Below are 15,030 nucleotides of genomic sequence, written 5' to 3'. Positions count from 1 at the left end.
AAATCAGCTAAAAACAAAAATACCCTTCACGATATCGTAAGGGTATCATTTGTGTCAATGTACAAGACTTGATTGTGATAAAAAGTTATTTAAATGGATTAAGACTATCATTTAGTTTCTTTTTATCCTCTACGGCTGTTTTACGCTTGGTAATGAGATTTAGAATTTCGATTTTTCTACTGCTATTATAATCTTCCACCTCTTCTTTAAGACGTAAAATATTACTTTCTATGTCTTCAACATACAAAACAATGGTCTTCTTAACCTCATTTTTTATTTTGTCACTTAGATCGGGAGTTGACCACTGGGTAAAAACAGTAACAACAAGGTTGCTATTCGTTAGACCACCTTCTATGTAGGCAATTCTGCTTTGTTTTACTGGTTGGTAATTGAGCAATTCAACATTGCCTTTTATATTAAAAGTATAATCAACTGAAGCAGAATATAATCCACGCCTTTGAGGTATTGGGATCATCTTCACCTCAGATTTAGCATCGGCTGTAGAGAACAGTAAATCAGAGCTAATTTCAAATTTATCATACACTCTATTTGTTAATGTTTCCAACTCAGTATTAAGTAGACTTTGCTCCGTTAAATCATTGATTTCCGCAACGATTTTTTTGTCGTTAATTTGGAACAAATTTAATATCGATCCTTTTTGTCTAAATATTTTCATGTAAATTTCTTTATGTTAAGCTATAAGGCTATCAACTTTGTATCCATATTTTTTTCTATGACATTGTGGCGTTTTTACTGAAATTGATTCTTTGATGAGCTAAACTTAGATCGATAAAAGATAAAGAAAATTCGATAGATTAGTTATAATCGAGTTTTAATTTTAAAACTCATACCTCTGCCATATTAACACTTTGGTTATTGTAATTTATTAAGCCAGTCTGGTTTACAAATGATTAACTTTATTTAATCAAAAATAACTAACGCTCAATAAATTGAAAAAAATAGACCTACATGTTCATACCTGTCCATCACCATTAAGTGATTCACAATTTGAATTTTGTCTCGACACATTAAAAGAATATGTAAGTAAATTAAATATAGATTGTATTGCAATTACAAATCACAATTTATTCAACTTGGAGCAATTCAATTTAATTGTAGAGGAGCTAAATATCAAAGTACTTCCTGGAATTGAAATTAATTTAGAAGAAGGACACTTGCTTTTAATATCTGAAAATACTGAACTGGTTGACTTTGATACAAAGTGCAAGCAGGTTACTATGCATATAGTTTCCAAGGGTGACAGTATAACTGTTGAAACATTAAATGCAATTTTTCCTGACTTAAGTCGATATTTATTGATTCCCCATTATGAAAAGAAACCAAATATTTCAGCAGACACAATTCTTAAGCTAAGTCCCAACATTTTGGCTGGAGAGGTTACTAGTACTCGAAAATTTAAGGCATGTTCAAAAGATAGCAGCAAATTAACGCCAGTAATTTTTAGTGACGTAAGAATTGTAAACGGAATTCAGTCTTTCCCAACAAGACAAACCTTCATTGATTTAGCCGAGGTTACACTTCGAGGCATAAAATCTTGCCTTGCCGATAAAGCCAAGGTTTGCCTTTCTAGTAGCGATGGTAATAAATACTTTCAGGTTACGGATGATGGTTTGTTTCTTTCGACAGGGCTAAATGTTATGCTCGGTGAAAGATCAACAGGTAAAACTCATACATTAGAGAGAATAACAAAATCTTTTGAAAATGTCAAATACATAAAGCAATTTGCGCTTTTACAAAATGACGAGGAAAAATTTAAATCCTTATTGTCCACTAGACACAGCACAGTTAACGAGCAGTTTTTAAAGGAATTGAAAGAAGTTGTTAGTGATACTGTGAATATTGATCTAAAAGCCAATAAAATTGATGCGGAAAAATATCTTAGCACTCTTATCAAGTTTGCTTCGGAAAGTGAGAAATTAGATAGTTATTCCAAAGCAAAATTGTTCAGTGAGACTTTATTTCCTGAATTTGATCTTAAAAGTCTGGAAAAGTTAATTGACGCCACAGAATTGCTAATTGAAAACGCCGAATACCAAGATTTGATTAACAAGCATTTAAGTCAAGAATCACTTAAAAATTTAGCTATTGATTTAATAACTAAACATATTGAGCTAAACGAAACGAACCTAAAAAGGCGTTGGCTTAACGATTTAATCACCAAAACCAAGGATGAGCTTAAATCTAGAACTGCAACAACTCCTCCAGCTGAAATCGATTTTTATCGCATTGTCCTTGAGAATGAAAAAGTTAAAAAATTCAATCAAGTCATAGCTGCTATTCAAAATGAACGGGAAATTGACAAGAAAGAAATTAGGGGATTTAAGGTTGTTGCAAGGACTAAAAAATATACTGGTGCACAACAAATGAAGACTAAAAGTGGAAAGCAGATCGCCTTTACCATACCATTCACTAAATATGGCAACCCATATTCATTTTTAAACTCCTTGAAAGAAATTGGACTTGAGGAAACGGAATACCATAAGTTTTTTGTTGATATAGAATATAAGACGCTAAATAAACACGGCTTTAGTGTTTCAGGTGGAGAGCGTTCAGAGTTTAATTTGCTTCATGAAATTGGGGATGCACTTCAATATGACCTATTGTTGATTGATGAGCCCGAATCATCTTTTGATAATTTATTCCTTAAAAATGATGTGAATGAGTTGCTAAAAGAAATTTCAAAGGAAATACCAGTAGTGATTGTGACGCATAACAGTACCGTTGGTGCATCCATAAGGCCAGATTTTATTGTTTATACCAAGAAAAAAATCGCTGGCGATGAGGTTAAGTACCAATTATTCTACGGCTATCCTTCAGATAAACAACTAAAAAGTGCTGATGGTGAGTCTATTGATAACTATGATATTTTATTAAGCTGCTTAGAAGCAGGTAAACAAGCATACGATGATAGGAGAACAACAAGCTATGAAATACTTAAAAATTGAAGATAACAAAGGCTTTTTTATTAAGGAAAATGAACAGGGTACAACGGATTGGATTCAAATTGATCTGATTACAAAAGATGACCTTTTCTTCCTTCTTAGCAAAGCTGTTTCCGAAGACTTTGAAATAGAAGAATTTAAGGAAGATATATTATCAAACAAAGCTCACCAGATTATTTATAAAAATTTGCACGAAAAATTTTCAGATTTGCTTTTAAATAAGACAAGATTTAAGGATGAAAGTGAGAGCTTATACAAAGGTGCATTGGAAAAATATAAATCGACAGAATAAGTTAATGATGGTCTACATAAATCTTTTTTAAAAATATGGCACCAAAATCAAACTCAAGTATTAAAAAACTTAATCGATTTACGTCATTACCTGTTTTGTTAGATCTTTTAGAAAGAAGAAAAATAACACTTCTAGATCCTAAATTATGGGATGACAAAAATGACACTGAGGTAATCTTAGCCTATAAGGCTAAAATGAAAATTAAAAACTTATTTGCGGTTTGTTTCTCACATGGCGATGAGACTGTTCATCACTGGAAAACTTTTGCAGATGGCACTAGTGGTTGTTTAATTGAGTTTGATGCAGAAAAACTGTTAAATTCAATTAAGAATACACCTGGCTTAAAACATGGAAAAGTAACTTATAAGAAACTTGCGGAGGTTGAGAAAAAAGACATTGAAATAGAAATAAGCAAAATGCCATTCACGAAACGCTGGCCTTATCGTTGTGAGGAAGAATATAGAATACTAGTAGAATCAAATGATGATATTACATTTTTTGATATTGATATACCTCTTGAATCGATTCGTAAAATTACAATCAGCCAAAGGATGCCTGAGCCCATTTATAATACCATAAAGAAATATTTGACAGGTTTACGAGGTAATCCGGAAAGCAGGATAAATAGATCGACCCTTTACGAAAACAAACGGTGGATAAATCGATTTAACAAATAGCCAAATTATATTTAATTCTTCCAACAATAAACTTGTACCGCATGTAATAATTTTTAACTAAAAAATCATAGTATTTCACTAACTTAATTAAAGCCCAACAAACTATTATGGCATTGTTCATCAAAACCAACCATAATGGAAAATCAACTAACAAGATCTCTTACCACTAAAAAGGTAATCGAAGACTTTAAAGCCAAAGGCAAAATTCTTTCAGAAGAAGAAGCAGAAAAATATATTGACCTCGTTTATTTTTTCTCAGAACAGGCGTTTAAACTATATAATGCTAACAAAACCTGCAATCCTATAGAATTTAGCAGCATCGAACCAAAAAAACCAGAGAATATAAATTATAATCTATTCGCTAAGAAGGTATTAGTGAAGCAAGTTTGAGTTTTTTATAAGCTTTGCACAGTATGGGTGCGGACACTGGGCTCGAACCAAAAATCGCCCTCTATTTGCACTATGCAATGATTTGAAAATCAGCTAAAAACAGAAATGCCCTTCACGATATCGTGAAGGGCATTGGCTCCCTCTGCTGGGCTCGAACCAGCGACCCTCTGATTAACAGTCAGATGCTCTAACCAGCTGAGCTAAGAAGGAATATTTATTTATTCTGGTTGTGTTTTCATTAATACTGATCAAAATCCTTTGATCGTTTCTTACCTCTGATTAATCCCGCACCTGCGGGACTCAACCAGCTGAGCTAAGAAAGAGTGCTGGTTGTTCCCTAAAACGAGGCTTGTGATACTTGAAGTACCTTTACACTTGTTCGTTTTGGGAGTGCAATATTAGCGCTTTTAAATTATTTATGCAAAAAATAAATCAATTATTATTTAAGAAAATGTTCCTTCGTTTGCAACGAAGGAACATTCCTTCTTTTTTAAACTGAAATTCAGCCTGTTAGCATTTTTTACTTAACAAGCTTAAGCAACAGATTAACATCATCAACACTGTTATATCTAATGCTGCCCTGCCAATTAAGGTTACTACCGTTAATTGTTCTTTCAAAGGGCCGTACTGAAAACTCTTAGAAACCCTGTTTAGTCTCCTACCAGTTCTTAGCCAACAAAACACTTAATTATTCAGCATGACTAACCTAATATTTTCTTAATGCTTTCTGCGGCATAACCTGCGCTTGCCGTCATTCCTTTGCCGCCAATAGCTGTACGGATGTGGATACGGTCGTCTAAATCGTAGGTTACAATGTGTTTGGTTGGATGCTGCGGATAAAATCCTGCCCAGGTAGTCTGCAGCTTACGCACATCAAAATCGACAATGCGGGCTGCTTCTTCCAGCATCAGTTCGTTAATGTGGTGACTTAAATCGAAACCCAGGTCGTCGAAATGATTTACATCAGCATACACATGCGAATCACCAATAATGATGGTATTATCTGCCGCTTTTTTAAACAGGATATGGATGCCCCACTTCTTTAATTCATCATAATGCGCTGGCGTTTTAATACTTTTAAACGAAGGGCAATAATGCTCAAAACTTTCGTAACGTCTGGTGGTTAAACCGGTTAAAATATTACCTTCCAAAGCTACATCAGGCATGGGGATACTGCGCATCATTTGTAATTTACTTACCACAATGCCACTCTCGCTAAACAGTTCGGGATAGAGTAATTTAAATTCATAACCGTTGCAGATGATCGCTTTTTCGGCCGTAAAAAGTTCAGCATTGTTTTTCAGCCCTACTTCTACGCCAGTACCTTTACTTTCGCAGGCAGTAACCGGACTATTATATGTCAGGGTATACTTTTCGAATTTCGTTTGCATAAACTGATGCAAGCGATGAATCATCTGATCTGGCGCCACACTGATTTCCTGTGGAAAAAATATAGCCTCTTTGGCGTAGGATGATTTAATGGCCGGGTATTTTTTTAAAATCGCAGCCTGGTTAAGCAATGCTGTTTCGTAACCAATGGTATCATAATGTGCTTTCAGCTCATGAATCAAGGTTTGCTCGTCATCGTCTGATGCAATGTACACACTACCGTTCTGTTGTACGGAAATATCAAATTCGCGCTGGATGGATTTATAAATTTCTAAACCGGCCACACCATACTCAAACCACTCCGCCTCCATACCCGATGGCACCACCTGGCCGAAGTTGCGTACGGTAGCGCCTACAGGAAAATTATCTTTTTCGAGCTGCAATACCGATTTACCTAAAAGTAAGGCATGGTAGGCGTGGAAAGTACCCAATATGCCTCCACCAATTACAATAAGATCGAAATGTTTATTCATGTTTATTTATTTTTTGTGTGAGATGCGTTTAAAAGGCATCTGCATTAATATTATTTTTAATCACGTTTCCGTCATTCCAATGAGAAGAAGGGTCGTCATCTCGATCCGATAGCTATCGGGTTAGGAATGACGATACTGTTTATAAAAGCCGCCTCGACTTCGCTGCGCTCCGTTACCATTAACAAATTCCAAATAGAAAAGTCGTCATTGCGAGGAGGAACGACGAAGCAATCTTTCATGCTTTACGGCCACTATTAAGATTGCTTCGTCAGCTGAAAAAGCCTTCTTATAATGACGATAAATGGTAAAAAATTGCACCAATTATAAATCCTCACTTATTTCCCTGTTAAAACCATCTGCTCTGTTATCTTCATCTTTTTATTAACTGCCAGTGTTTTCCTTCTGAAATAAATCAGCGAAAGTACGCTGCATAGCCCACCAATCATCGGAACAGCAAACAAACATTGTTTAAAAAAATGCATCCAGCTGATATTGGTTTCGCCAAATTCGTGCACCATCAGCACCGAAAAACTCCCTACATAACCAATAGAATCGGCCACATACATAATAAAGCCAATATTGCTTTTATAATGGAAATTGGCAATCATTCGTTCAAAGAAAATGGCATTATAAGGGATATAGGCCATATACAAGCCCATCCCCAACAAAGCCATCCAGGTAACTGGCCCCATAAATCCCCGGTCGAAAAAGAAAGTGCTTACGCCGATCAATAAACAACCGGCAATAATCATGATATGGATAACAGTAAAAGCTTTTAAATTATCTTTAATCAGGATTAAAAGCCCCATCATAACCAGTACCACCACCGAAATCAGCGTATCAACCTGCGTGTAAATATGGTTGTTATGAATCCCTAAACCATTCCAGATTTCTACCTCAAAATTATCGCGCATATCGCGCATACAGGTTAGCAATACATATATGATAATGGTAAGGATAATGCCCGGCAAAAATGTAGCGATAAACTTTCGTCGCTGTTTTGCATCCATAGGTACCCGTTTGGTACGTAGTTCCTGATCCTCGTTTGAAGGTGGCGGAATTACTTCCAAACAAAAAACAAACAGGAACAAGGCAGGTAAAAAAACCAAACCGGTAAGAAAAGGCATCCAATAATCGCTTACTGAAGCAAATGACATGAGCGTACGGGCCACTGTTTTAACAAAACCAGAAGCAAAAATTAAACTGATAGACATTAATGCGCCCATAAATTCGGTTGTTTTTCTTCCTTCGAGGTAACTGAACACCAAACCCCAGATCATACCCAGCGGAAAGCCGTTGAGAAAGAGACATACAATATTGTAGGGTGCAGGTATCAGCGCAAAACCAAGCAGGGCCAGCCACGAAAAAAGGATCAGGAAAATAATGCTCCTGGCACGGTTGCTTTTCCCCGATTCGGAAATAAAACGGATCCCGTAAAACTTACTCAGGGTATAACCCAACATCTGGGCAATAACCAGCCAAACCTTATAATCAATGTGCAGAAATTCCTGATGCTCAAAAGTAGCCGAGGCAAAGGCTTTCCTAAAGGCATACATACTGGTATAACAACCAAAGGCGGCCACACCACCAATAACAGTAACCAGCCAATAAGGCCATTGGTGCGCTTTTTTACGGGCAATATGAAGCAGGCTCATCACGTTATTGATTGATATACTTTAATACCCAGGTTATTTTTGCTTTGGCTACCCCTTTATCCAACAAGATTAACTTAATTTCCATCATAATCACATTAAAACACAATAGTAAACAATGTTTATTATTTGTAAACAAATGGTAAGTTATCAAATTGTTAAATCTGCATAACAGTTAAAAATTATTTACTAAAAGCCTCTAACACCGGCTTTCCCCTCCAGCTTTGCGGTTGTTGCAAACCCATTAACCAGGCAAGGGTAGCTGCGGTATCATAAGTAATGATCACCTCTTTTAATTCGTGGTTTTTATGTACGCCCGGACCGGAAATAATCCAGGGAATCTGCACTTCATCAAGCGATTTACCGCCGTGGCCTTTACCGGTTCCGCCATGATCGGCAGTAACGAGGATAATGGTTTCATCCGCAATGCCAGCATCCTGTATTGCTTTTACAATTTTTCCGATGCGCTGATCTACCAGTTCGAGCTGTTTATAATATTCTGGTGTACGGTGACCGATTGAATGGCCGGTACCATCAGGTTCATCTAAATGCAGAAAAGTGAAATAAGGTTTTTCTTTCCTGATAATTGCAGCTGCCGTATCGGTACAGAAATCATCTTTTTCTTTCCCATCAACGATAATATTTATCGCTTCTTTTTCGAAGAGGTAACCGATACCATTCCAGCTGTAAACAATAGCGGTTTTGGCGGTTTTTTTCTGATCTCTGATTACACTGAAGATGGTGGGGAATATACCGTAAGAAGTTTTAGTTACTGAAGGGATTTCGGGCACTTTACTATTCCATTCGGTATAACCATGCTCGGTTGGGCCAGCGCCCATCAATAAAGAAGCCCAGTTAACGGCACTTGACGAGGGCAGCACACAACGCGCTTTATCAGTCCACGAGCCCTTAGCCATTAAAGCTTTAAGGTTTGGCATATTGGCCTCCTGCAAAGCATATCCACCAAAGCCATCGCAACCGATGAGGACCACATGTTTAACTTTTTTTGGTTGTGCCTGCGCCAGCACCGTTATGCAAAGCAACAAAACAGTGCTTTTTAGAAATTTTTTCATATTCATAATTTTATCACCCAAAACTAGGATCGATTTATGAAGATGAAGATAAATATTCGTTAAGTATTAATAAACTTTGTTTACTAAATTGTTACTCGAAAAAATAAACAACCAGCATTAATGCCTTGGTATTACCAATGTTAACAGGGGTATGCGAAAGCCTGCCGTCAAAAAGCATCGAATCGCCTTTTTCGAGCGTAACTTTCTTTTTCGCAAACTGGTATTCTACCTTACCTTCTATCATGTATTTAAATTCGAACGCTTCGGTTTTTACCATCGGCCGGTGTGCATTTACTTCGAGCTCGAGCAGCACAAAATCGGCAGTAGAAAACTTAATATTTTTGGTTAAAATACGGGAATAGTTAAAACCAACAGCCTGTTCTTTTTCAAATTTCTGGTAATTATCCTTTCGTTTTACCAGTACCGGGGCATCCTTTTTATGAAAGTTAATGTCTTTAAAAAAGCTGTTTAAATCAATCTCCAGGCTTTTAATAATATCCATCAGCACCATAAGGGATGGAATGGTTCTGCTGTTTTCGATCTGTGAAATTAAGCCTTTGCTTACTTCTGCTTTATCTGCAAGTTCCTGAACGGTAATGCCAAGTTCTTTACGTCTTTCTTTAATTTTTCCGCTTATCTGTAAAAGGATTTCTTCCTGCATTGTTAAAATAGATATTAATAACGCTAATGTATAATTTATTCCTGTAATATAAATGAAACATCACATTAGTTACACCCAATTGTGATAACAAACAATGGTTTTAACCACAGAGAAAACAAAGAGAAACCATGGAGTACACAGAGATCAAAATTCTGCGGTGATCTGCTTGATCGGCAGGAACCAAAGCGGAAAATCCTCCCGCAGATTCAAGAAGATATACGAAGAGAAATAACAATCATAAAATCGACCGGTGAAACACCGGCCGATAGAAATTTTAACGGTAATGACCAGGCACCCAGTGGCGGCCACCGTGTGGACCAACAACATAATAACCGGGTACCCAGTGGGCACGTGGCGCACGTGCACTTACTACGCATGCACTAAAATTTAACGCCAAAACCAATAAGAGCAACGCATTTACAATCTTTTTCATAACCTAACCTTTTAAGTAAAAAAATAAATCAAGCTTTACGCTGTGTGTTTAATTTGGACAGGTGGGGATTAAGAAAGTTTAATTGTTTAATTGCCTGCAATAATTATTTCAATTAAAACATCTCCGCGTTTCCGTGCATCCGTGGCTTAATGGTTCGGCGAAATATCCTTCGAATCCGCTCAGGATAACAGTTTGTGAAATGAAAAATCTATCTGGATAGATTTCTCCACTACGGTCGAAATGACGACCTTTCTATATAAATCCGTCGTGCGTTAAACAAAAAACGGCCTGACCTTTTTGAGGTCAGACCGTTATATATATTTATTAAAAAAGATTAGAAGCTATATCTCAATCCCAATTGCATCTGGTAACGTGAGGCAAAGAAATCTTTTGAATAAGAGGTTACATCTTTTTGAGCAAAGGTATAAACCGGATATGCGGTTGGTGTACCTGCTGTTTGTACTTTAACACCCACACTTGCCATAGAGTTATAAGTATTAGGAGAAAAATACTGAATCCCCCAATCTTTATTTACCAGGTTGGTTAGGTTAACAATATCGTAAGTTAAAGTTAGCACATGTGGGTGTTTTCCTTTTGCCACCTGAATATCCTGCGAGAAACGGAAATCGGCCTGAACATTCCAAGGGGTACGTGCACCGTTACGCTCAGTAAAATCGCCACGACGGGTACTTAGGTATTTATCACCATTAATGTAATTATCAAACGCTGCAGCCTGTGCAATTCCATCCGGTGTATTGGCAAAGAATTTCTGTGTTTCGCCTACAGCCGGCACATACATTAAACTTACGGTTTGTCCCGTTCCATTGATCCTTGTGTTCACTAAGCCCAATGAGTATGGTGAACCCGACTGACCGCTGAAGAACAATGAGAAGTTAGATACATATTTATTGTTTCTAAACCAATCTAACCTGTAATTGATGGTAGAGATAATCCTGTTACGGATATCGAAGTTAGAATAAGCCAAACCTGGATTATTTGGATTAAGCGCCTGGTTTAACTGCCAGTTAGACTCCATCGAGTTGCGGATACCATTGGCAATATCTTTCGACCTTCCGTAGGTATAAGCCACCATCATATCTAAGCCCATAGGAAGTGATTTACTTACCTGTGCTGTTAAACTGTATTTGTATCCTTTATCTGTATTTGATAAAAGGTAGGCATTGGTATATAAAGGATTAATTTTGGTACCTGAATAAATCGGCATCTGTTTCTGTGTATCATAAACCATGTATTTTGGATTATCTACATAGTTGATCTGTTGAAACTGCACATCTTTGATCACCTGGCTAAAAATTCCCTCAACTGTAAATTTCCACTGATCATCTGTTTTATAATCGAAAGCTAAATTACTTCTCCATGCTTTTGGCATTTTAAAGTTATTATCAACTAAATCTACCTGTGTAGCGCCATTGGCATCTTTAACATTTACGCCCTGGTTAGTTACATAACCTGCTTCGCCATTACCGGTTAAAGCATCTTTAATCGGATCGGAACCCGCAGCCGGTTTCACGATTTTAGTCGGATCTGTACTTGTATAAACATACGATTTATCAAAAGCACCGTAGTTTACACCGTTGTTGTAATAAGCATAACCGATCCATGCAAAAGGAACACGACTGGTAAATAAACCGGTACCACCACGCATAACCAAACTTTGGTTACCCAATACATCGAAGTTAAAACCAACACGAGGAGAAATCTGTATTTTGTTCAGGAATTTTCCGGTAATTGATGATGGCTGCGTGTAGGTATAAGTTGTACCGTAGTTGGGATCAACAGGAGAGTTGGTTGTTTTTGAACTCAATGATGGCATATCTGGCAAGTTTGCCATATCAAAACGTAAACCCGGTGTTAATTTAAAACGGTCGCCAATACGGATTTCGTCCTGACCGTAAACACTGTACATGTTCACATTAAATTCTGCAGTTGGGTTGGCAATAATGTTATCGCGGCTGTTATCATCATAGTTATAACTGGTACGTACCCTGTTTGGCTGGTTAGCCAGGAAATCGGCAACGCTACTATAAGCCACACGGCCATTCCATGAGTTTACAAAACCGTAGTTGATTTTATAAAATTCGTTGTGTGTACCAACGGTAAAAGTATGGTTACCGGTGCTGTAAGTAAAGTTATCGGTAAATTCGAAAGTGTTCTGTTTCATGTTGAAGATACTGGCCTCACGGTCGGTACCTAAAAACAATGTTCCACCGTTTGAAGCAATTTCAATCTGCGGCAGAGCCGGATTAGAAAGCGGATCACGGAAATCGTGAACGGTAGAGTAACCTACAATTAAGTTATTGGTAGCCGAATTTCCAAAACGGGTTTTCAGATCGGCAACGGTTGAAGTTTGGTTGTTGTTTTGTTTAAAATCGATACCGCCAAACCTGAAGTTAGACTGATCTCTTTCTAAGTTTGTTGCTTTAGAAATAATGGTGTTATTCCTGATCGTTAACTGGTTGTTTTCGTTGATATTCCAATCTAAACGGTTAAAGAATTTATTAGATTGCGAATAAATGTTATAATCACCAAACGAACCTGCATCTACACCATAAGCGGTTTTCATGCGGTCAGAAATTTGTTGTGCTTCTGCTAATGTAAGCAATTTCATATCAGATGATCCTGCACCTAAAATTACCGGATCCTGACGGCGGGTAATCTCTTCATTGGTAAAGAAGAATAATTTATCTTTAATAATCGGGAAACCTACACGAAAACCAGTTTGATAATCGTGAAAAGCTGAAGGCTCTTTACTGTTATCGCCAATTTTGTTTTTGCCTATTAACGAAGCGTTACGGCCATAACCATAAACCGATCCTACTACTTCGTTGGTACCACCACGTGTAACCGCGTTAATACTACCACCTAAAAAGTTACCCACTTTAACATCGTAAGGAGAAAGTAACACGGTAACATCCTGGATAGCATCAAGCGAAACCGGGTTGGTACGTGTACTGCTTCCCGGCATACCCGAACTTCCGCTCTGGCCACCTAATGAAGGACTGAAACCAATGGCATCGTTATTAATCGCACCATCAATGGTTACGTTATTGTACCTGAAGTTGGTACCACCAAAGGTATTATCTTTACTGCCCTGAGGCGTTACACGGGTAACATCCTGCAAACTGCGGTTCATGGTTGGTAAGGTTTTAATCTGACCTTCGCCAATGCTTGTACCTGCACCAGATTTTGTTCCGCCTTTTTGACCTTTAACACTTACTTCGGCCAATTGGTTGCCTTGTTCCTGAAGATCGATGTCTAGTTTTACATCAGAACCCAGGGTTAAATAAATGTTTTCTTTTACCACCGGACTATAACCAACAAAGGTTACCGTGATTTTGTACGGTCCGCCTGGGTTTAAGTTACCGATGCGGTAAAGGCCGTTTTCATTTGATGAACCTTTAGATACTGTACCTGTAGGAACATGCACCATAACAACGGTTGCACCCGGGATGATACCCTTGTTATCCTTAATCTTTCCATTAATACTAGATGTTGTAACCTGTGCCTGTGCAAGTGTGACCAGGAGCACAAGAATACTTACTAGGGATAGTATACGTGATTTCATTTTCTGTTATTTTATTTTGGTACAAAACAACAGCCTTAATGTTAATTCAATATTAACAACAGATTAAGTTTAACCTTGAATTAACAGTATGAAAATGCGAATTAAATAATGGCAAAACAATTCCTTAACAGCCTTTTTTAAGCCGGAACAAGATGAAGAGCGATATGCTCAAATATCAAACTGAAAGATGAAGATTTGATGAAGATTTAGATAGTCCGGAGTATTTAGCCGGAAGTACTTAGACTAGTTGGGGGTTTAGAGTTGGGATTCGGTTACACGATTAATAAGTTAACCGATTTTACACGCGAAATGTCACCCTGAGGGATAATTTATTGTATAAAAATGAATACTAGTGACGTTGTCCATCCGCACAGTTTTTCCCCGGCTCGCCGCCGCCGATGGGCTCTTTCTTTTTGCTGCCAAAAAGACCAGCGAAGCTAGCTTGAACACAATTAAAAAAATAGAAACAAGTGAAAAAACAAAAACCACCGGCTGAAAATTTATTCATTTTTTGATGTAATTTTCAATGGTATTCATGAGGGCTTACGCCGTTTTCTTTCGAAGTCAGGGGTATGGCTAGAATAGTGGGGGGCGAAAAATTTGTTAGGCCGGATTTACGTAGAACGGGGATATGGTGCTGCGGCCTAGCTGGCTGGAAATGCATGTTTTACGTAACATGCTTATTTTTAAACTATTACAAAATAACATCAATGGTAGCGGAGTCGAAGGGTTAGCCTGAAATTGGGCATGTGTGGTCAATTAAACGATTTACAAAGTTAACCTAATAATCAATTAGCAGTTGGCAGTTCTCAGATGATAGTCGCTAAGTATCTACACCATGCTAACCAATAAACAAATGACTATTGAACCAATGAACCAACAAACAAATGACCGATGAACAACTGAATCAATAAACCTATCTATTATCTTTGCATCCATGACAATAAGATTAGCCGTTACAGAAGATATACCTCAAATTATGCAACTGGTAAAGAAAGTTGTACCCTTAATGCGTGCCGCCGGGAATTTTCAATGGGGAGATGACTATCCTAATCCTGAAGTATTTACCAAGGATATTACCATCGGGCAGTTATGGGTGGCAATATTGGAAAATCAGCTTGTTGGCGTTTCGGCCATTACCAACGATCAGGACCCTGAATATGCGGATGCTGGCTGGGACATTACCGAAAAAGCCATTGTTACACATCGTTTGGCTGTAGATCCCGATTGCCAGGGCAAAGGCATTGCCAAAGCTTTAATGCAACAGGCAGAAGTAGTTGCCAAAAAAACAGGTATTAACATTTTAAGGGTAGATACCAATAGTGAGAATAAAGCTACACAAGCGCTCTTCCCGAAACTAGGTTATACTTTTAGCGGCGAAATTGGTTTGGCCAAACGCCCCGGGTTACGGTTTTTCTGTTACGAAAAGTTGTTATAGTTC

Annotated in this window: 13 protein-coding genes and 1 tRNA gene; 5 read left to right on the top strand and 9 right to left on the bottom strand. The window is 37.6% G+C overall.

Annotated features, from left to right (window positions below; all coding sequences use genetic code 11):
* Positions 1 to 85 precede the first annotated feature (85 nt).
* A complete protein-coding gene (locus R2R28_RS04140) occupies positions 86 to 676 on the bottom strand; it encodes a hypothetical protein (protein ID WP_316824443.1) in 591 nt (196 codons plus the stop codon).
* 274 nt (positions 677 to 950) lie between these two features.
* Between R2R28_RS04140 and R2R28_RS04135 the strand changes: the two genes are divergently transcribed.
* The 4 genes from R2R28_RS04135 (at position 951) to R2R28_RS04120 (ending at position 4,322) form a co-directional block, all read left to right on the top strand.
* Positions 951 to 2,966, top strand: coding sequence for a PHP domain-containing protein (locus R2R28_RS04135; protein WP_316824442.1), 2,016 nt, complete (start codon positions 951 to 953; stop codon positions 2,964 to 2,966).
* Positions 2,926 to 3,255, top strand: a complete 330-nt coding sequence (locus R2R28_RS04130; protein WP_316824441.1) for a hypothetical protein — start codon at positions 2,926 to 2,928, stop codon at positions 3,253 to 3,255. The genes R2R28_RS04135 and R2R28_RS04130 overlap by 41 nt, the downstream gene beginning before the upstream one ends.
* Before the next feature lie 35 nt (positions 3,256 to 3,290).
* Complete coding sequence (locus R2R28_RS04125) at positions 3,291 to 3,932, top strand: DUF2971 domain-containing protein (RefSeq protein WP_316824440.1); 642 nt, start codon at positions 3,291 to 3,293, stop codon at positions 3,930 to 3,932.
* Between the two features lie 135 nt (positions 3,933 to 4,067).
* Entirely contained in the window at positions 4,068 to 4,322 is a 255-nt protein-coding gene (locus tag R2R28_RS04120) for a hypothetical protein (RefSeq protein WP_316824439.1), read from the top strand.
* A gap of 133 nt (positions 4,323 to 4,455) precedes the next feature.
* On the opposite strand, the gene R2R28_RS04115 is transcribed toward R2R28_RS04120, so the two are convergent.
* From R2R28_RS04115 to R2R28_RS04080, 8 genes are all read right to left on the bottom strand, one after another.
* Positions 4,456 to 4,532, bottom strand: a tRNA-Asn gene (locus R2R28_RS04115).
* Between the two features lie 491 nt (positions 4,533 to 5,023).
* On the bottom strand, positions 5,024 to 6,184 hold the full coding sequence (locus R2R28_RS04110) for a TIGR03364 family FAD-dependent oxidoreductase (RefSeq protein WP_316824438.1): 1,161 nt from the start codon (positions 6,182 to 6,184) through the stop codon (positions 5,024 to 5,026).
* A 335-nt stretch (positions 6,185 to 6,519) separates the two neighbouring features.
* A complete protein-coding gene (locus tag R2R28_RS04105) occupies positions 6,520 to 7,839 on the bottom strand; it encodes a DUF5690 family protein (protein WP_316824437.1) in 1,320 nt (439 codons plus the stop codon).
* Positions 7,840 to 8,018: 179 nt separating this feature from the next.
* Positions 8,019 to 8,909 (bottom strand): alkaline phosphatase, encoded by an 891-nt coding sequence (locus R2R28_RS04100; RefSeq protein WP_316824436.1) that lies wholly within the window; start codon positions 8,907 to 8,909, stop codon positions 8,019 to 8,021.
* Positions 8,910 to 9,000: 91 nt separating this feature from the next.
* Positions 9,001 to 9,570, bottom strand: coding sequence for an XRE family transcriptional regulator (locus R2R28_RS04095; protein WP_316824435.1), 570 nt, complete (start codon positions 9,568 to 9,570; stop codon positions 9,001 to 9,003).
* Between the two features lie 274 nt (positions 9,571 to 9,844).
* Entirely contained in the window at positions 9,845 to 10,003 is a 159-nt protein-coding gene (locus R2R28_RS04090; protein ID WP_316824434.1) for a hypothetical protein, read from the bottom strand.
* 334 nt (positions 10,004 to 10,337) lie between these two features.
* Positions 10,338 to 13,589 carry a TonB-dependent receptor gene (locus R2R28_RS04085; RefSeq protein WP_316824433.1) on the bottom strand — a complete coding sequence of 1,084 codons (3,252 nt, stop codon included), beginning with the start codon at positions 13,587 to 13,589 and terminating at the stop codon, positions 10,338 to 10,340.
* Positions 13,590 to 13,938: 349 nt separating this feature from the next.
* On the bottom strand, positions 13,939 to 14,097 hold the full coding sequence (locus R2R28_RS04080) for a hypothetical protein (protein ID WP_316824432.1): 159 nt from the start codon (positions 14,095 to 14,097) through the stop codon (positions 13,939 to 13,941).
* Positions 14,098 to 14,526: 429 nt separating this feature from the next.
* On the opposite strand from R2R28_RS04080, the gene R2R28_RS04075 reads away from it, so the two are divergent.
* Positions 14,527 to 15,027 (top strand): GNAT family N-acetyltransferase, encoded by a 501-nt coding sequence (locus R2R28_RS04075; protein ID WP_316824431.1) that lies wholly within the window; start codon positions 14,527 to 14,529, stop codon positions 15,025 to 15,027.
* Positions 15,028 to 15,030 lie beyond the last annotated feature (3 nt).

Origin of the sequence: Pedobacter miscanthi (genome assembly GCF_032678605.1) — a bacterium.
In the GTDB taxonomy this organism is placed as follows: Bacteria; Bacteroidota; Bacteroidia; order Sphingobacteriales; family Sphingobacteriaceae; genus Pedobacter; species Pedobacter miscanthi_A.
The sequence above is the reverse complement of the archived record's forward strand: the minus strand, read 5'-3'. Positions and strand labels throughout refer to the sequence as shown.